Genomic DNA, 17316 nt, shown 5'->3' on the forward strand with positions numbered 1-17316 from the left:
AGAAAAACGCCGCAATTCTGCGGCGCTTCATTCACTTTATGCAGACAAAAACGAGGGAACTTTATTCCCCCGTCCTGTCATTGTTGGCTTCCTCTATGCCTTTTGCAGTAGCAGACATGATTTTTAAGTCTGTTTCGCTCATTGTGTCAAGCATGGTATCGAGCTGACGGCGGCGTGTGGACTTCTCTTGTTCCCGTTCCGGGAAAAAGAACTGGTCTACTGATACGTCAAGCAGGGTTACAAGCTCATATAAAATCTGTAAACTTGGGTGCTGCCCGCTGTTTTCAATGGACGCGATATACCTGGGCGCAATATTCAGTGTGTCGGCTAACTGATTGCGTGATATTCCCTTTGCTTTTCTTGCTGCTTTAATGGCTTGCCCGAAAGCCTTAAAATCATACTTCACTTTATCCTGCTTCATATTTTTCACCCTATTACATTTTACTGTTCCTCTTTTCTTTGAGATATGATTACACATATCATAGTATTGATGGCAATAGAGCATAAAACATGCAGAGTAAGGTTGCTACAACTCATATTGCCATATATAATATCTAATGACATCGAAAATTAAAGAAATTGATTAGAAATAGATTTTTGTTTGATAATCTTAAATCAGATATTCACAATGGAGGCATATTTATGGCGCAGAGTATTTTAATTGTAGACGATGAAAAAGAAATTGTATCAATGCTGTATTGCTATTTCAGCAAACTTGAATATACGGTATATACTGCAACAGCAGGAAATGCTGCATTAAAAGAAGTAGAAAAAAAACCTGACATTATTTTGTTAGACGTTAATATGCCAGATATTGATGGATTTACTGTTTGTGAAAGAATACGGGATTATGTTTCATGCCCTATAATTTTTTTAACAGCACGCATTGAAGATAGTGATAAAATAAAAGGATTTTCTATTGGCGCAGACGACTATGTAATAAAACCATTTTCTGTTGATGAATTAGAAGCTCGCATTGCAGCACATCTTCGCAGAGAAAAAAGACACAATACATCTTCAAAGGTGCAATTTGATGAAGATATGGTTATAGATTATTCCTCACGTATTGTGTTTTATCATAATAAGGATATGGCTTTTACCAAAAAGGAATTTGATATAATATCTTTCCTTTCACAAAACAAAGGAATTGTTTTTGACCGGGAAACTATTTATGAAAAAGTTTGGGGATTAGACGGCATTGGTGATAATACAGTTGTTACAGAACATATCAGACGTATTAGGGCAAAATTTTTATCTTTAGGCGATAGACCTTACATTGAAACTGTTTGGGGGTGCGGATATAAATGGAAAAATTAAAGAGAAGCAGATGGTTCAATCGGTTAAATAGCATGAGTATTAGGATGTCCTTTGTTCTTTATGCTTTGTTTTCGTTGTTGATTGGAATAATTATTTGTATACTTTTAATTTCAATGGTTGACAAATACAGAATAAATTTGAACTATAAGTATGAAAATATGTCAACAAGGTATGATATACCGGAAAATGGTTCATTTACCGCCGCTTATAGTAATGACCAAACAAAATACACAATATTTGATACGAAAGGAAACGAGATATGCAAGTTCAATGTTGATTATCAAAAAGAACGCCCAGTACACGAATATGTCTATCCGAACCATGTTTCATATATCGAAGTTTCACCTAATTTTACAAACCGGGATAGGCTTATTGACAGTGTTTTAGGTTCATTAAATGTTGCAATTATTCCTATCGTATTATCTATTAATATGATATGTTGTGTAACATTTTTTTATAAAAAAAAAATATCGAAACCTATTAAGCTATTAACTAATGCGTATCATAAAATTGAAGCAAATGACTTAGATTTTACGTTATCATATCCATTAAATGATGAAATGGGAAAACTCTGTCATGCCTTTGAAAAAATGAAAGACTGTTTGGCGAAAAATAATGAAACTATGTTTCGACAATTTGCTGAACAGCGCCGTCTAAACGCTGCTTTTTCACATGACTTACGCACTCCTTTGACTTTACTAAAGGGTCATGCTACTATGCTGCTTTCCTTTATTCCCAAAGGCTTAGTATCACAAGAAGAAATATTAGATGAAATATCAGTAATGTCAAAAAATGTTTCACGTCTTGAAAAATATGTAAATGCTATGACGAACTTATATAGGTTAGAGGATATTGATATTCCACGGCAACAGATTACATTTCATGCACTTATTGATAATTTTAATAACACAGCAGAAGCACTTTGTTATGACAAACATTTTTCAATTACTACAAGCGGTGATAATATAACCTTGTTTATCAATTTAAATACAGTCATGCAGATTTATGAAAATTTACTCTCTAATAGTATTAGATACGCAAAAAGTGATATTGCTATTAGCGCAGTAATAGAGAATAATAATTTAGTTATATCTGTTTCAGATGATGGTTGCGGGTTTAAAAATATTGATATTGAAAAAGCGACATTACCATTTTATAAATCATCGAAAGATATATCTACTGAACATTTGGGATTAGGGCTGAATATTAGTAAGATTTTAAGTGAAAGACATGGCGGAAATATCCAAATTGCTAATAATGAAGCAGGGGGAGCATGTGTTACAGTAAAAATAAATTGCAATGAAAGTTGATTGAAAATAGACATTTTATTGCTATTATAAATTTAAAAGAAAGGAGATAAGGACAAATGAAAAAAATAATATGTATGTTTCTAAACTTATCGTTATTGGTGTGTATTGTTGGGTGCAGTCAAGCAAAGGACAGTGATAACCATGTAGTACAAGATTATTCCGAAGAATATGAGGTTTCTCCTTATGGAAGTGAAGAAGCACTTGACACTTTGGGTGATTTGAAGATTTCAATGAGTACAGAAAAGGATTTAGATTTGAAGCACCTTTCATTTCTAATAGAAAATACTTCTGATAAAGAATACCGATATTCACCAAATTATTTTGAAATAGAAGCTGAACAATCCGGCACTTGGTATCAACTTAAACAGCTTGATGACCCCTCAAAGAGCAATGAAAAGGATTGTTTTATTAAGCCTAACGAACGATTAACATTAGAAATTGATGTTAAAAGTTTTTATGGAGAATTGCCTGCTGGACACTATCGTTTGATTAAACAATTTGCGTTCTTTGAAAGTGAAAGAGATTGGGATTACGATACATATAATTTATCTTGCGAATTTACGATAAGGTAAAAATTCTCTACTTCATAAGCATTAAATAAAAAAGCGCTTATGAAGTAGAAAGTTCGACTCAGAACTTTTGAAAAGATAGCCAAAAATTACTTTGTGATTTCAGAATAAACATCATGGACTTTTCACACATGTTTTCTTTTTTCTACATCCCTTCGTTTATGATAACACTCTTTATACCTGAGACACTGTTAAGTGCGTTCAGTATACCCGTTACCGCCATGTTGCTATTTTCTTCTGATACACCGCCAAGGTCAAGATATATCATTATCTGGTCTTCACCATTATATATATCAATATACCCCATATAGTTTTCTTCATCACCATTTTGCGAAGAATAATCCGCCATCACCTGCTGGATCTCATCTACCTTCTCATCTGTGACACCGCCATCAATATGCACACTATACAAAAAGCTCTCTCCGTCAAATCCTGCAACATGTGCCTCGTAGTTCAGGTCAAGCTGATCTATCCCAAATATACTGTCAAAGTCGAATTCTCCATCTTCCCCATAATCCTCTTCCATAGAAGCATCCATATAAGCTGTCATCTCACTATTCCCCTCTATCTCGTTCTCTTTCTCTGCAGACTTCGTCTCATCCTGCGCTTTCTCCGTAGCTTCCTCCGGTCTTCTCTCAAACCTCGCATATCCGCTGTCATATTTCAGATAAATGACATTCTTCTCAGTTGTGCTGATATATATTTCCTGTCCAGCTTCAAGATCCACGCCTGCTGCCGCAAAATTCTCTGCAGGATAGTCTTTGCTGTCGACCCTTTTTATCGTTCCCGCGATCTCGTATCCTTCCGGCAATTTCTCATCTCTTCCGGTTGCATTGTAATAATAGATGTGTCCATCATACATGACCTGTGGCTGCTCTATTATTCCGCTCTCCACACCGGTCGAGGTCTCCGCACTATTTGTTTCTGAAACATTTCCACCTGAATTTCCACAGGCCGTACACGCCATAATGGAGAGCATCGCAGCACCTATAAATATTCCTTTTCGTATCCCCATATAAATTTCCCTTTTTTAATTCTTATTTATTGATGTAATGTAAACCAACTAACTGTATGTCCATATTAACATGGCTTTTCCAGCTCTGCCACATAAATATTATTAAAGTTGTCACCATATGCTTACTTCCGTCCATCCATATTCTCATCCCGGACATATCTCGCATTGAACTCCATATTTATCTCACGAAGCTCTTTCTTCCCGTCAATATAATCCTGGTACATCTCTGTGATACCACACATACAGCCATCACAGTAAGCATCTATATTTCCCAGAGAATCGGCAACTATCTGCTCCCGCTCCTGCCTGGTCGTATCCTTGATAAGATATCCCGCCATAAAAACCTCCTAATAATAAAATTGGCACCGACATTATTAGACAATATACACGCAAAACAATATGTACAAGCGGTAATGAAAGCGACCGATCTTCAGCGCTTACCTGCTGATGTGAAAGCCGCAGCGCCCTTATCGCGGCTGTAACATCATGCAGATGTAAGCCAGCTGAAGTGAGGGTAGCTGAATGTGCTTGTACATATGTTTTGCGTTATTTCTAAAATGTCAGTGCCGTCCGGCCTTTTTACTGTCTGACCTTAATGTGAACCTCACGGAGCTGCTGCTCTGTAACCTCGCCAGGTGCTCCGCACATAAGATCCTGTGCATTTCCATTCATTGGGAATGGGATGACCTCTCTGATATTCTCCTCGTTTCTGAGAAGCATGATCATTCTGTCCACACCAGGAGCCATACCTGCATGAGGTGGTGCTCCGAACTGGAATGCATTGTAGAGTGCTCCGAACTTCTCCTTCAGATCATCCTCTGTGTATCCTGCAATCTCAAATGCCTTGACCATGATCTTCATGTCGTGGTTTCTTACAGCGCCTGATGAAAGCTCGATACCGTTGCAGACGATGTCGTACTGGTAAGCCAGGATATCAAGTGGATCCTTCTCATTTAACGCCTCAAGTCCGCCCTGTGGCATTGAGAACGGATTGTGAGTGAAGATGATCTTCTTGCTCTCCTTGTCGTACTCGTACATTGGGAAGTCATTTATATAGCAGAAACGGAATGCGTTCTTCTCGTTGAGATCAAGTCTGTTACCAAGCTCAACTCTGATCTGTCCTGCAAATGACGCTGCAAGCTCCTCCACGTCTGCGATGAAGAAAATAGTATCTCCAGGCTGAAGGCCTGCAAGCTCTGCGATCTCACCCTTCATATCATCAGGAATGAACTTGTCGATAGGTCCCTTGTATGACATATCCTCAAGTATCTCCAGATATCCAAGGCCGCCCATGCCGATGCTCTGTGCAAACTTGAGCATCTTCTCATGCTGTCCCTTTGAAAGCTTCTTGTGTACATTGATGGCACGTACCGTCTTGCCGTGGAATGGCTTGAATGTACATCTCTGGAAGAAATCTGTAAGATCTATTATTCTAAGTGGGTTTCTGAGGTCAGGCTTATCCGTACCAAACTCAAGCATAGCCTGCTTGTAGCTGATGATCGGATATGGAGCCTGTGTAACAACTGCGCCCTCAGGTGCAAACTTCTCAAATGTTGCTGAGAGGACTTCCTCTCCAATCTTGAATACGTCCTCCTGTGTTGCAAAACTCATCTCAAAGTCGAGCTGGTAGAACTCTCCTGGTGAACGGTCTGCTCTCGCATCCTCATCTCTGAAACAAGGAGCTATCTGGAAGTATTTGTCAAATCCTGATACCATGAGAAGCTGCTTGTACTGCTGTGGTGCCTGTGGAAGTGCATAGAACTTGCCCTTGAACTTTCTTGATGGCACGATGTAATCTCTTGCGCCCTCAGGTGATGATGCGCAGAGGATAGGTGTCTGGATCTCAAGGAATCCCATCTCAGTCATCTTCTGACGAAGGTAGCTGATGACCTGGCTTCTGAAGATCATGTTGTCCTTAACCTTCTTGTTTCTGAGGTCAAGATATCTGTACTTGAGTCTCACATCCTCACGTGTCTCCTTGGATGTCTGGATCTCAAATGGAATCTGCTTGTATACCTTACCGAGTATCTCTACAGTCTTCGCCTCAAGCTCGATAGTACCTGTAGGGATCTTAGGGTTGTATGTCTCCTCATCTCTGTGCTCAACGATACCCTCGATCGATACACAGTCCTCCTTTGTTATTCCGTCAAGAAGTGATGTGTCTCTCATTACTACCTGGAGCACGCCATACATATCACGAAGATCGATAAATGATACTCCACCATGGTCACGGATATTCTCTACCCATCCGGCAACCTTAAGTGTCTGTCCCACATCGCCCTCAGTGATCTCGTTCATTGTTCTGTTACGATAAATGTTCTCGATTGTCATCTGTTCTCTCCTTTTCTTTACTATTTGCCTGTGGCTTTATGTCCACTTTGGCTTTTTCAGGATTACGCACTGGCTGTTATTTCTCTTGCAAATAGAAAAAGCTTATGTTCATCCTGAATCAGATGCACATATATATATGCAAATATTCAGGACGAACATAAGCTCTCTCAAACTACCTGTCGGTTACTTGTCTGCTTTCATGTCCGCGGTACCACCTGATTTACCGTTACACGATCTTCGTATATTCAAAGCATCGCGTCCCAGTCCCTCTCAGTCACCTTGCTCATGACCTCTCTGCGTATCGTGCAGCTACGGCTCCCCTACTCGACATAAAACACGTATCCCGCTATGGGCTATATCTTTCAGCTTGCAGCTGGTAAAGTGTTATTCACATATATTCACTCCGCCGGACTCCCACCACCACCGACTCTCTGTGGGCGATAATCTATGCTACTTCTCTTCGTCATTGCCTTATATATGGCGTCAGCACATATCTGACGTCACATTATTATATTCTAGTAATTCGAGTTCTGTCAACTATATTTATGTATATTTCCACCATCATCCCACAACCTCAGCACCGAACGGCATGAGCGCAAGCTTTGCTATCTTAAAGAACTGAAGTCCAAATGGGATTCCGACTATCGTTATGCAAAACAGCAGTCCCAGACAGGCGTTCTCTATCGCCATAGGTATGCCGCAGCAGAGCAGCCATACGATATTCGCTATCAGCGAGCCAGCCCCGCCTCCATACACGATCTCTTTTCCAAATGGGAAGAATGCAAGTCCTGCAAATTTAAAGCACTGCATCCCCAGTGGAATTCCTATTATCGTTATACAGCATAGCACCCCGCTTGCCACCCATGAAATTCCGCTCAATATTCCGCCACATAAAAACCATATACAATTTCCAAGACATCCCACGATATCATCTCCTATCTGCACAGTGCAGCCAGCACCCTGACTGCCGCCTCATACTCACCATTATCTCTCGTCTTCCGGATCTTCTTAAGAGCCCTCTCAGCTCCTTCCATATCAACGAACAGTCTCGACCAGTAAGCCCACAGCTCCTTCATCTTGAACATCGTGTTGCCCCTTCCCACATCCGACTCACAGTAATTCCTATAAAGTTCATCGTGGAATGTGAAGAATCTGTTCCAGTCATATGTTCTGCCAGTGGCAGTGCTCTTTATCCGCTCTGCAAGACAAGGGTCAGCGATCATTCCCCTGCCTATCATAACCTTCATTATATCAGGGTAATTACCGATGAACCTCTCGTAATCCGCCACACTGTTTATATCTCCATTGTAGCACACTGTATCTGTTCTTCCATACGCAGCCACACCTTCGGCAAACACTTCCATGTTTGGCGTATTCTTATAGAAGTCCGTCTGTACACGCGGATGTATTATAAGTTCACTTACAGGATACTTCTTATATATATCTATTATATCCTCAAACTCCGCAGAACTGTCTCTTCCTATTCTGGTCTTTATAGACACATCCATCACACCAGCGTCAAACACTTCATACAAGAAATTGTCAAGTCTCTCTGTATCATACAGCAGACCTGAACCTTTATACTTCGTTACTACAGTCTTTGATGGACAACCAAGGTTGATGTTCACTTCATCATATCCAAGTTTCTTTAAAAACTTTGCCGCCTTCACAAATCCCTCACCGCTGTTGGTCAGAAGCTGCGGCACCACATTTATCCCCTGATTGTTTTCCGGCAGCACATCCCTTAACTCTCTGTTTCTGAGAGGCCGTCCTTTCGCCGGGGCAATGAACGGCATAAAGTATTTGTCAACGCCGCCAAAATATTTGTGGTGTGCATTCCTGTATATGTATCCTGTTATCCCCTCCATCGGGGCAAGATATATCAAACCATCCCTGTTGTTCATCCATCATTCTCCCATTAAACTCGGTATAAATATCCTGCAACGACATCCCATACGCCAAAAAATATAGAGACATTCATCACTCACATGACAAATGCCTCTACATTATAAACTATATTGTTCTATTTGAACAGATTTGTAACAAACTGTACAAAGTCAATTCCAAATGACTGGAGAAGCAGCAATGCAAGCAGTATTGGTGCCACAAACTTTACCATGACAATATAGAGCTTCTTTCTTCCAAACTTCTCGCCATTTCTTGTAACCTCGTCTATAACCGTCTTAGGCTTCACTACCCAGCCGATAAGTATACATGACAGGATAGCCACAAGCGGCATGAAGATGTTGTTACTCAGGTAATCCATCACATCGAGGATCTGGGCTGTAGCTCCATTTGGAAGCTTGAGCTCAAAGTACCATATGTTGTAACCGAAACATACGACCAACATTCCGACAACCGCATATACAGTTGTTATGACCGCACTCTTCTTTCTCGTGAGATGGAACTTATCCATAAGTCCTGACACTATCGCTTCCATGACCGATACTGAGGATGTGATCGCCGCAAATGTAACCATGATGAAGAACAGGGCTCCGATGACTGTTCCGACCTTACCCATGGCATTGAATACCTTTGGCAGAGATATGAACATAAGTCCAGGGCCCGCTGACATGCCTTCCGTTCCAGAGAACACATACACCGCAGGGACTATCATCAGACCAGCAAGGAAAGCCACTGCTGTGTCAAATATCTCTATCTGATTGATCGACTTCATAAGGTTAACATCCTTCTTAACATATGAGCCATACGCAACCATGATACCCATAGCGACACTTATCGAGAAGAAGAGCTGTCCCATGGCATCCATTACAACCATGAATATATCCCTGAATGTCATTCCCTTAAAATCAGGAATCAAATATACCTTCAGCCCATCAATTCCTGTTCTGATCGTACCATCATCACCGGTATGCTTGATCGTCAGTGAATAGATCGAAATTCCAATTATAAGAATTACCAATATCGGCATGAGCACCTTGCTAAACTTCTCTATTCCCTTTTCAACACCACAGAATACGACAACGCCTGTGGCCGTAAGGAATATAAGTGCAAATACTATAGGCGCAGTCTGGGCTGTTATAAAACCGGTGAAATAACCGTCACCAGTGGCAGCCTCTGTCTGACCTGTAAAATATGCTGTCATATACTTCAGAACCCATCCTCCGATAGTACAGTAATATGGAAGGATTATGACCGGTACGATCCACGCCAGACCGCCAAGCCATTTCCACTTCTTATGTATAAGACCATAAGCTGTGAGCGGTCCCTGCCGAGTCTTTCTTCCTATTGCAATATCTGTTGTGAGCAGTGTGAATCCAAATGTAAGCGCAAGTATTATATACACAAGTATAAACACACCACCGTTGTCCTTTGCCGCAAGATATGGGAACCTCCATATATTACCAAGTCCTACCGCACTTCCCGCTGCTGCCATAACAAAGCCCAGCGTCCCCGTAAAATTACTTCTTTCCTTCTTATTCATAATCGCCCTTTCTGTTTTTGCTTTTATTTTTTGCTATCCAGTCCCCTGTCTGAACAGTTACTTTTCATTTTTGCCTTCAGTTTTGCCGATGCCGCAAAGTATGCGCGACATCTCGCAGGATAATTTCGGAATGCGCCATATATATTGTATAAATAAAATCCATACGTCAGGAATTTGCCGGCAGGTCCTATCTTGTCCTTCAAGGTCTTCGGGTATCTCTTTCCGCCAACCTCGGGATGATTGCCGTCATTTATATAATTTATCAGATCATCCTCCGAATGTATATAATCCGGAAGATATGTACCTGCAAGTCCGACACAGTTCTCCTTATGGGCATCGCTTCCACCCAAAACAGGTATATCATAGTATGACGCAAGCCTTCTGGCCATCTTATTCCTCTTGGCTGATTCACAGCAATTATATCCCTCTATGAAGTCAAAATGCTGTGCATATAGTCTGTGCTCTATCATGCCAAGCCTTCTCGTGCTGCCAAAGCTCATGAACTTCTCGCCAAATGGATGAGCTGGGCCAAGTATACCGCCGCACTCGTGCACAAGCCATATCACCCTGATAAGCGCCATGCCCCTGTGTTCAAACAGGTCGTACACCTCCTCAGGTGTATCTGATGGCAGTACGATGAGGAAATGTCCATAGTCAAACGTATCATACTCGATACCTCTGAGCACAGTGAAATCCTTCACCTTATCTTTCTGCCTTAAGTACGCTTTGTATCCGGAATATGAATCATGGTCTGTGACCAGCATTCCGTGAAAACCACGCTGCTTTAACAGATCAATATAATCAAGAATCTTTACTTTGGCATCGGGTGATCCCTCAGCCGTATGACAATGCATGTCAAATCTTACTCTGTTCATGTGACCATCTCCTCTGATTATCCATCATGACATACAATCTAATACTCTGCTCCGTTTCCAAGCCATGTTATCTGTGAAAATGGGAAATACACAAATTCTGCTTTGGCAAGTATCTTGTCACGCTTCACATAGGTATTCTCCCAAAGTCTGGCATCCGCTGAGTTTGGTCTGTTGTCTCCCAGCATAAAGTAACAGTCCTCAGGAACCTGATACGGTCCAAACGATCTTACGTCAGTCCTTGCCTCATCACTCAGATAATCCTCCTTGAGCGGAGTATCACTTCCATTTATATATACCTTACCATCTATGATCTCCACGGTCTCACCCGGCAGTCCTATGATTCTCTTGATATATATCTGGGACTCATCGTCCGGCCACTTGAATATGGCTATATCGCCACGCTCAGGATCAGAGAACTTATATGTAAGCCTGCTTCCTATTATATTGTCTCCAAGCTGTATTGTCTCAAGCATGGAACCAGTAGGTACATTACAGTTTAATATCACAAATCGTCCCAGCAGAAATGCCAGTACGGCGGCCACAACTACTATCACTATACAATCAATCACATCCTGCTTATAATCACGTTTTATATCTCTGCGCCTTATCCTCATCTGATGCCAGACGACACCGCCATGCTCAGATTCACTCACGCCCTCATCCACAAAACCAAATTGTTCGTAGAATGGGATCATGTTCTCTTTACATGTGAGGACGACTCCGTCGAGTTTACATTTGACCGTCTCCTGAAGAACCTCATGCATTATCTTCGCCGCATATCCATTGTGCTGATAGTCCGGCAGAGTTGACACGCCGAATATCATAAGCCAGCGACCCTTCTTGTCGTAGAAGTCCTCGCCCGTATACATGGCATCGCTCAAATCCTTCTCATTAGTAGTAATGCCATTTATACCTGCTATTATTCGTCCGTCCTTCTTGAGCACCCAGAAGGTTTCTCTGTGTGCCTTCAGTCTTCGCTCTATAGACTCCCGGCTTGCTGCCTCAGCCTCAGGAAATGTCTCCTGCTCAAGCATCACAAGCTGGTCAAGATCTTTTTTACCTGGATTGTTTACCTTCATAAATATCCAAACACCTCTTTTCTAAGACACCTATTCTCCATTATCTCACATAACAGAACGGTGTCAAGAAAAAAGGATGCATATCTGACAGATATGCATCCTCTTATCTGATATCATCTATGCAAATTTCTATTACTCTACACTGTAGTTAGGAGCTTCCTTTGTGATATGGATATCATGTGGATGGCTCTCCTTGAGTGAAGCTGCTGAAATCTTGACGAACTCTGCCTTCTCATGAAGCTCTGCAATGTTCTTTGCTCCGCAGTAACCCATACCTGAACGAAGTCCACCGATGAGCTGGAATACTGTATCCTCAAGTGATCCCTTGTATGCCACACGGCCCTCAACGCCCTCTGGGACAAGCTTTCTTGCGTTCTCCTGGAAGTATCTGTCCTTAGAACCATTCTCCATGGCTGCTATAGATCCCATACCTCTGTATACCTTGTACTTACGTCCCTGATAAAGCTCGAAATCACCAGGAGCCTCATCTGTACCTGCGAACAGGCTTCCCATCATACATACGTTGGCACCTGCTGCCAGAGCCTTTGTGATATCTCCTGAATACTTGATACCGCCATCTGCGATAACAGGGATTCCGGCATTCATAGCTGCATCATATGCCTGCATGATAGCTGTGATCTGTGGTACACCGATACCTGCAACAACTCTTGTTGTACAGATAGAACCAGGTCCGATACCGATCTTGACTGCATCTACACCCATGTCGATCATAGCCTGTGCGCCTGATCTTGTTGCAACGTTACCGGCAATAACCTGAAGGTCAGGATACTTCTCCTTAACCATCTTGAAGGTTCTCAGAACGTTGGCTGAATGTCCATGTGCTGTATCTATAACTATCGCATCAACCTTTGCTGATACGAGCTCTGCAACTCTGTCGAGGATGTTGGCTGTACATCCTACTGCTGCTGCACAGAGAAGTCTGCCCTGTGCGTCATGTGCTGAATATGGGTACTTGATCTGCTTCTCAATATCCTTGATCGTGATGAGTCCCTTCAGGTGGAAATCGTCATCAACGATAGGAAGCTTCTCCTTACGAGCCTTTCCAAGGATCTCTCTAGCCTCGTCAAGTGTGATTCCCTCCTTTGCTGTAACAAGACCCTCAGATGTCATTGACTCCTTGATCTTCTTGGTGTAGTCCTTCTCAAACTTCAGGTCACGGTTGGTTATGATTCCAACAAGCTTGCCATCCTCTGTGATAGGTACACCTGAGATTCTGAACTTGCTCATAAGCTCGTCAGCATCTGCCAGTGTATGCTCTGGAGATAAGTAAAATGGATCTGATATTACACCGTTCTCTGAACGCTTTACCTTGTCAACTTCCTCTGCCTGCTTCTCTATGGACATGTTCTTGTGGATAACTCCGATACCACCCTGACGAGCCATGGCAATAGCCATTCTGTGCTCTGTAACTGTGTCCATACCGGCACTCATAAGAGGAATGTTCAACTTAATCTTCTGTGTCAGCTGTGTTGTAAGGTCAACGTCATTTGGTAATACCTCAGAATAAGCAGGTACCAATAAAACGTCATCAAATGTAATTCCTTCGCCAATAATCTTACCCATTTTCTTCTCTCTCTTTCTGTAAAATATTTAATAAGAGCATTGTGCTCATTATGTACGTCAATTAGCCTTAATAGAGAAAACACATCACCCAACACTTATCGCGTTGGGTGATGTAACTTTTTAAACATGCTAACAAATTATATAGTTCTTGTCAAGGCAGTTCTTCCGTCTCCGTGGTCACATTTGTCTCTGTGTCCTCCGGATCTTCAGGATCTCCCTTATATACATAAGTGTCTTCCACTCCGAAATCTATACTGTCGTCTCCGACCTGCGCCACGGATATCTCCTTGCCCGCCTCAAACGAGTCCTCATATGGAAGAAACAGCGTATCTCTGTCTATATAGATAGTCTCCTTCAAAAAGGCATCATCTATCCACACAAATGTACATTCATTGAAGTTGCTTCCGTGGATATAATATCCATTCATAGGCTGTGGCTCCTCAGCACTCTCACCGTCCCCGGAACCATCATTTGCCGTGAAATCCGCTTCTTCATCAACCGGTGGCACATACACGCCCTTTTTGATCTCCGAGATCCTGATCTTGCTTATGCCGTATTTCATATTCGTCGGCTCATATGGCCATCCATCAGGATACATGTATCTCTGTCCATAAAGCATATCATACTCAATGTTCTCGAGATCATCATCATAGTTTGCATCGCCCGGCTTGTACTTTGACTGGAACTTCTGCACATAGCTCTTCTCAAATCCCAGCATATCAAACACCTTTGTGCTGAGCTGATATGCCTCTATATCCTCATCCTCAACCGGGAAGTTCTTCATATTGCTCCAGACAAAATACTCTGTCTGGTAAAGGTCTCCGTTGGTTATATCGTCCTCTGTGATCTCAAATCCAGGGAGATGGTCTCCATACATAACGAGAACGACCGGCTCATCGTACGCCGTAAGTCTGTCTATAAGCTTGCCAATGAAATCGTCCATCTCATGGAGCTGGTTACAGTAATATGTCCACTGTGTATCAAGACTCTCATCACCTGTTCCGGCAACCTTTATAGGGTAACTGTAATTCTCCTCGTCCAGCTCTGATGGGTATCTTCCATGTCCCTGTACGCTGACGGTGAATATGAAATCCCGTCCAGTGGTAGAGTACAGCGTCTTCATGATCTCACCGGTAAGGACATTGTCCTTCTCCCAGTTCTTCTGAGTATGCTCCAGATTGTACATATACTCCATCGGGGTAAATGTATCAAATCCCATGTTTTTATACACCTTGTATCTGTCATAGAATGTACCATCGTGATTGTGCATGGCATGTGTTGAATAACCATCAAGCTTCAACTGTGTCGCCATGCTCTCTATGGTCTGCTTGCCAAGTATGGTCTTATATGGATACTCACCTGCACCGAAATATGCCACGTTAAATCCCGTGAGCACCTCAAATTCCGAGTTGGCTGTACCTGCACCGATCGCCGGCATCGTCAGGAATCCTGATGTACATTCCTCCTTCAGCTTTGTGAAATTCGGAATAGGATTCTCATTGAACGTGAGGCATTTTACATATGACGGATCCATGAATGACTCAAGCTGTACAAATATAACGTTTGGCTTGTCCTTGCCAAGCTTTGAATCCGTTGTGCCAACACTGTCCAGATCATCCTTTATCTCAAGCATCTTATCCTCGCTGTAATCACTCGGCTGTCCTATACCTACATCGACCACACTGTTTGAGAAACAGTATACAAATCCATAATTGTTGTATGCCGTTGCAAGGTTTGCAAAATTATCTGATATAGTCTGTGCATTGAGCGCGATCTTGGTGAAGAGCATTACACAGAAGAATGTCGCAACTATAAACACAGTCGTTCTCGTTCTATATATATTGCCCGTAACCGTCGGCGATTTTATGAACAGAACTATGATGGCTGCCAGCGCAACGAACAGAAGCGCAGCTATGAGCACGATCTGCCATACATTAAAATATTTGTCTATGATAGTTATCGTATTCCTCGCCATAAGCATATCGATAGCTGAAAATGGCGTTATTCTGAATCCCAGAACTATGCAGTTCGTGATTCCAAGTATCAGCCATGCAAACGATATAACGCAGTATCCGAATATTCTCTTTCTCATGAGCAGCGAAAGTGTCAGCGTAAAGAAAATGATCGAACAGTTATACAGAAATATGAGCGGCTGATTCCACACATACGATATCGCCTTAAACAGCGAATGTCTTCCAAGAGCTTCCAGAACAACGTCCAGAACAATTGCAAGAACCAGACAGATAAAAACTGCTGAATGATGAAAATTCTTAAGTCTCTCTTTCATAATTTAATCATTACCTCGTAAAAATTATACTTTTTCTGATATTCAACGATTGTGATTGATTATATCACTACATGTCATTTATTCAATAGTAAAAATGTTTAAATTTTATTACCAATCGCTTCTGAGGGCAAAAAAAAATCAGGATTGAATCCTGAGTGTGAATTAATATAAAAGAGCGCGAGACGGGAATCGAACCCGCGACCCTCTCCTTGGCAAGGAGATGCTCCACCGCTGAGCCACTCGCGCTTATCTGCTGTGCTACCAACAACAATATGGATAATATCACACCGCCAGCAAACTGTCAACAACTTTTTTAAAATTTTAGCAACATGGAAATTATCCAGAGCGCGAGACGGGAATCGAACCCGCGACCCTCTCCTTGGCAAGGAGATGCTCCACCGCTGAGCCACTCGCGCTTATCTGTTGTGTTTTCAACAACAATATGGATAATACCACATCTTATTCGAATTGCCAACAATTTTTTGAAAATTTTTTACAATTTTTTATTCAAGCCTTTATCCTATACCGGTTACTGAGTATCCACACTTCTCTACACAGCTCTTAAGCTCATCATCAGATACTTCTCTTCCGAGCTTAACGATAGCCTGCTTCTTCTTGAGGTCGACTTTTGCGTTCACCTGGCTCAGACTGTTCAGTGCATTCTGTACACGATCTGAACAGTTGCTGCAGTGCATTCCCTCTATGTAAATAGTCTTCACGGCGACAACATCCTTTATCTTGTCACCCTTGACCTTGACGGAACCACCGCCGCCACAGCAGCCTCCTTCTCCTTTAAAGTGCTTTGTAGAACTGATAACTGCACCCACTACTATAAGCACCAGTATGCACACTACCAATATTGTTCCACCCATTGTAGATCATCTCCTTCGTTATTAACAACATGAGCCACAGCCACAAGGCTTTACATTGACACCTGTCACCATCTGATTCTCAATATATCCGCCAGCCATAAGTCCTGCACGGATTATCCTGTTCCACTCTTTGGCCGAAAGCTCAATGCTGGATGAATCATCAAGCTCAATGACACAGGCATCCTCTATACCACAGTTGGCACCACAGGCAACCTTATACATGTTTTTACGGTTGATGGCTCCTATATCCTCCAATGTATTCACCATTCTGTACACTGTAGCCGAGCCTATACGACTGTCCTGCTTGGTCGCCTTATAATAAATCTCCTTGCAGGAAGAACACTCTTCCCCGAGTATTATGTCAAGGAGTATCATTCTCTGTCTGGTTATCCTGCATCCCATTTCCCTGAGTCTGCTGATAACGATCTCTTTCTGCATCTCTGTACGCTGGATACCTGTATCATCTATACTCTTCTTGTCCGTCTCTAATCTTTCGTTAGTCATCATACACGCCTCCTTCTGATTGTTGATAATATTATCATCAAGGTTAGTATGCCCTAACTCAAATTAGTTGTCAATAACGTTTTGTGCTAAAATCTGATATGTAATGACCTCTTGTCAAGTACAAGTTA

16 protein-coding genes and 2 tRNA genes are annotated in these 17316 nt (G+C 42.0%); 3 read left to right on the forward strand and 15 right to left on the reverse strand.

Annotated features, from left to right (window positions below):
• Positions 1–61 precede the first annotated feature (61 nt).
• Positions 62–421, reverse strand: a complete 360-nt coding sequence (locus DWW60_RS08585) for a helix-turn-helix transcriptional regulator (RefSeq protein WP_022215893.1) — start codon at positions 419–421, stop codon at positions 62–64.
• Between the two features lie 221 nt (positions 422–642).
• Between DWW60_RS08585 and DWW60_RS08590 the strand changes: the two genes are divergently transcribed.
• From DWW60_RS08590 to DWW60_RS08600, 3 genes are read left to right on the forward strand one after another with little or no spacing between them, the layout of a single operon-like run.
• Positions 643–1317 carry a response regulator transcription factor gene (locus tag DWW60_RS08590; RefSeq protein ID WP_117875049.1) on the forward strand — a complete coding sequence of 225 codons (675 nt, stop codon included), beginning with the start codon at positions 643–645 and terminating at the stop codon, positions 1315–1317.
• Positions 1305–2627, forward strand: coding sequence for a HAMP domain-containing sensor histidine kinase (locus DWW60_RS08595; RefSeq protein WP_117875051.1), 1323 nt, complete (start codon positions 1305–1307; stop codon positions 2625–2627). Before DWW60_RS08590 ends, DWW60_RS08595 begins: the two co-directional genes overlap by 13 nt.
• A 56-nt stretch (positions 2628–2683) precedes the next feature.
• A complete protein-coding gene (locus DWW60_RS08600; protein ID WP_022215889.1) occupies positions 2684–3199 on the forward strand; it encodes an immunoglobulin-like domain-containing protein in 516 nt (171 codons plus the stop codon).
• Positions 3200–3341: 142 nt separating this feature from the next.
• Here DWW60_RS08600 and DWW60_RS08605 read toward each other — a convergent pair whose 3' ends face one another.
• From DWW60_RS08605 to DWW60_RS08670, 14 genes are all read right to left on the reverse strand, one after another.
• Positions 3342–4211 (reverse strand): hypothetical protein, encoded by an 870-nt coding sequence (locus DWW60_RS08605; protein WP_117875053.1) that lies wholly within the window; start codon positions 4209–4211, stop codon positions 3342–3344.
• 122 nt (positions 4212–4333) lie between these two features.
• Positions 4334–4549, reverse strand: a complete 216-nt coding sequence (locus DWW60_RS08610) for a purine biosynthesis protein PurH (protein ID WP_117549307.1) — start codon at positions 4547–4549, stop codon at positions 4334–4336.
• A gap of 241 nt (positions 4550–4790) precedes the next feature.
• Positions 4791–6542 carry an aspartate--tRNA ligase gene (gene aspS, locus DWW60_RS08615; protein WP_117875055.1) on the reverse strand — a complete coding sequence of 584 codons (1752 nt, stop codon included), beginning with the start codon at positions 6540–6542 and terminating at the stop codon, positions 4791–4793.
• A gap of 561 nt (positions 6543–7103) precedes the next feature.
• Complete coding sequence (locus DWW60_RS08620) at positions 7104–7466, reverse strand: YccF domain-containing protein (protein ID WP_117875057.1); 363 nt, start codon at positions 7464–7466, stop codon at positions 7104–7106.
• Positions 7467–7477: 11 nt separating this feature from the next.
• The gene (locus DWW60_RS08625) at positions 7478–8446 is read right to left on the reverse strand and encodes a tRNA dihydrouridine synthase (RefSeq protein WP_117875059.1); all 969 of its coding nucleotides are present in this window, start codon (positions 8444–8446) and stop codon (positions 7478–7480) included.
• Positions 8447–8565: 119 nt separating this feature from the next.
• Positions 8566–9987 carry a sodium-dependent transporter gene (locus tag DWW60_RS08630; RefSeq protein ID WP_055280491.1) on the reverse strand — a complete coding sequence of 474 codons (1422 nt, stop codon included), beginning with the start codon at positions 9985–9987 and terminating at the stop codon, positions 8566–8568.
• Positions 9988–10010: 23 nt separating this feature from the next.
• On the reverse strand, positions 10011–10862 hold the full coding sequence (locus DWW60_RS08635; protein WP_117549317.1) for a PHP-associated domain-containing protein: 852 nt from the start codon (positions 10860–10862) through the stop codon (positions 10011–10013).
• A 38-nt stretch (positions 10863–10900) separates the two neighbouring features.
• Complete coding sequence (gene lepB / locus DWW60_RS08640; RefSeq protein WP_117875061.1) at positions 10901–11941, reverse strand: signal peptidase I; 1041 nt, start codon at positions 11939–11941, stop codon at positions 10901–10903.
• Between the two features lie 132 nt (positions 11942–12073).
• The gene (gene guaB / locus DWW60_RS08645; RefSeq protein ID WP_117549321.1) at positions 12074–13525 is read right to left on the reverse strand and encodes an IMP dehydrogenase; all 1452 of its coding nucleotides are present in this window, start codon (positions 13523–13525) and stop codon (positions 12074–12076) included.
• 151 nt (positions 13526–13676) lie between these two features.
• The gene (locus tag DWW60_RS08650; RefSeq protein ID WP_117875063.1) at positions 13677–15812 is read right to left on the reverse strand and encodes an LTA synthase family protein; all 2136 of its coding nucleotides are present in this window, start codon (positions 15810–15812) and stop codon (positions 13677–13679) included.
• 174 nt (positions 15813–15986) lie between these two features.
• Positions 15987–16058, reverse strand: a tRNA-Gly gene (locus tag DWW60_RS08655).
• Positions 16059–16156: 98 nt separating this feature from the next.
• Positions 16157–16228, reverse strand: a tRNA-Gly gene (locus DWW60_RS08660).
• Between the two features lie 99 nt (positions 16229–16327).
• Positions 16328–16684, reverse strand: coding sequence for a heavy-metal-associated domain-containing protein (locus DWW60_RS08665; protein ID WP_117549325.1), 357 nt, complete (start codon positions 16682–16684; stop codon positions 16328–16330).
• Positions 16685–16705: 21 nt separating this feature from the next.
• The gene (locus DWW60_RS08670; RefSeq protein ID WP_117549327.1) at positions 16706–17188 is read right to left on the reverse strand and encodes a transcriptional repressor; all 483 of its coding nucleotides are present in this window, start codon (positions 17186–17188) and stop codon (positions 16706–16708) included.
• Between the last annotated feature and the right edge of the window lie 128 nt (positions 17189–17316).

It is taken from the genome of Coprococcus sp. AF16-22, from assembly GCF_003461545.1.
GTDB classification, from domain to species: Bacteria; Bacillota; Clostridia; order Lachnospirales; family Lachnospiraceae; genus Coprococcus; species Coprococcus aceti.

Coding starts and splice junctions, on each gene's coding strand:
- DWW60_RS08585 (WP_022215893.1), bottom strand. CDS start 421: ATGAAGCAGGATAAAGTGAAGTATGATTTTAAGGCTTTCGGGCAAGCC.
- DWW60_RS08590 (WP_117875049.1), top strand. CDS start 643: ATGGCGCAGAGTATTTTAATTGTAGACGATGAAAAAGAAATTGTATCA.
- DWW60_RS08595 (WP_117875051.1), top strand. CDS start 1,305: ATGGAAAAATTAAAGAGAAGCAGATGGTTCAATCGGTTAAATAGCATG.
- DWW60_RS08600 (WP_022215889.1), top strand. CDS start 2,684: ATGAAAAAAATAATATGTATGTTTCTAAACTTATCGTTATTGGTGTGT.
- DWW60_RS08605 (WP_117875053.1), bottom strand. CDS start 4,211: ATGGGGATACGAAAAGGAATATTTATAGGTGCTGCGATGCTCTCCATT.
- DWW60_RS08610 (WP_117549307.1), bottom strand. CDS start 4,549: ATGGCGGGATATCTTATCAAGGATACGACCAGGCAGGAGCGGGAGCAG.
- aspS (WP_117875055.1), bottom strand. CDS start 6,542: ATGACAATCGAGAACATTTATCGTAACAGAACAATGAACGAGATCACT.
- DWW60_RS08625 (WP_117875059.1), bottom strand. CDS start 8,446: ATGAACAACAGGGATGGTTTGATATATCTTGCCCCGATGGAGGGGATA.
- DWW60_RS08630 (WP_055280491.1), bottom strand. CDS start 9,987: ATGAATAAGAAGGAAAGAAGTAATTTTACGGGGACGCTGGGCTTTGTT.
- DWW60_RS08635 (WP_117549317.1), bottom strand. CDS start 10,862: ATGAACAGAGTAAGATTTGACATGCATTGTCATACGGCTGAGGGATCA.
- lepB (WP_117875061.1), bottom strand. CDS start 11,941: ATGAAGGTAAACAATCCAGGTAAAAAAGATCTTGACCAGCTTGTGATG.
- guaB (WP_117549321.1), bottom strand. CDS start 13,525: ATGGGTAAGATTATTGGCGAAGGAATTACATTTGATGACGTTTTATTG.
- DWW60_RS08650 (WP_117875063.1), bottom strand. CDS start 15,812: ATGAAAGAGAGACTTAAGAATTTTCATCATTCAGCAGTTTTTATCTGT.
- DWW60_RS08665 (WP_117549325.1), bottom strand. CDS start 16,684: ATGGGTGGAACAATATTGGTAGTGTGCATACTGGTGCTTATAGTAGTG.
- DWW60_RS08670 (WP_117549327.1), bottom strand. CDS start 17,188: ATGACTAACGAAAGATTAGAGACGGACAAGAAGAGTATAGATGATACA.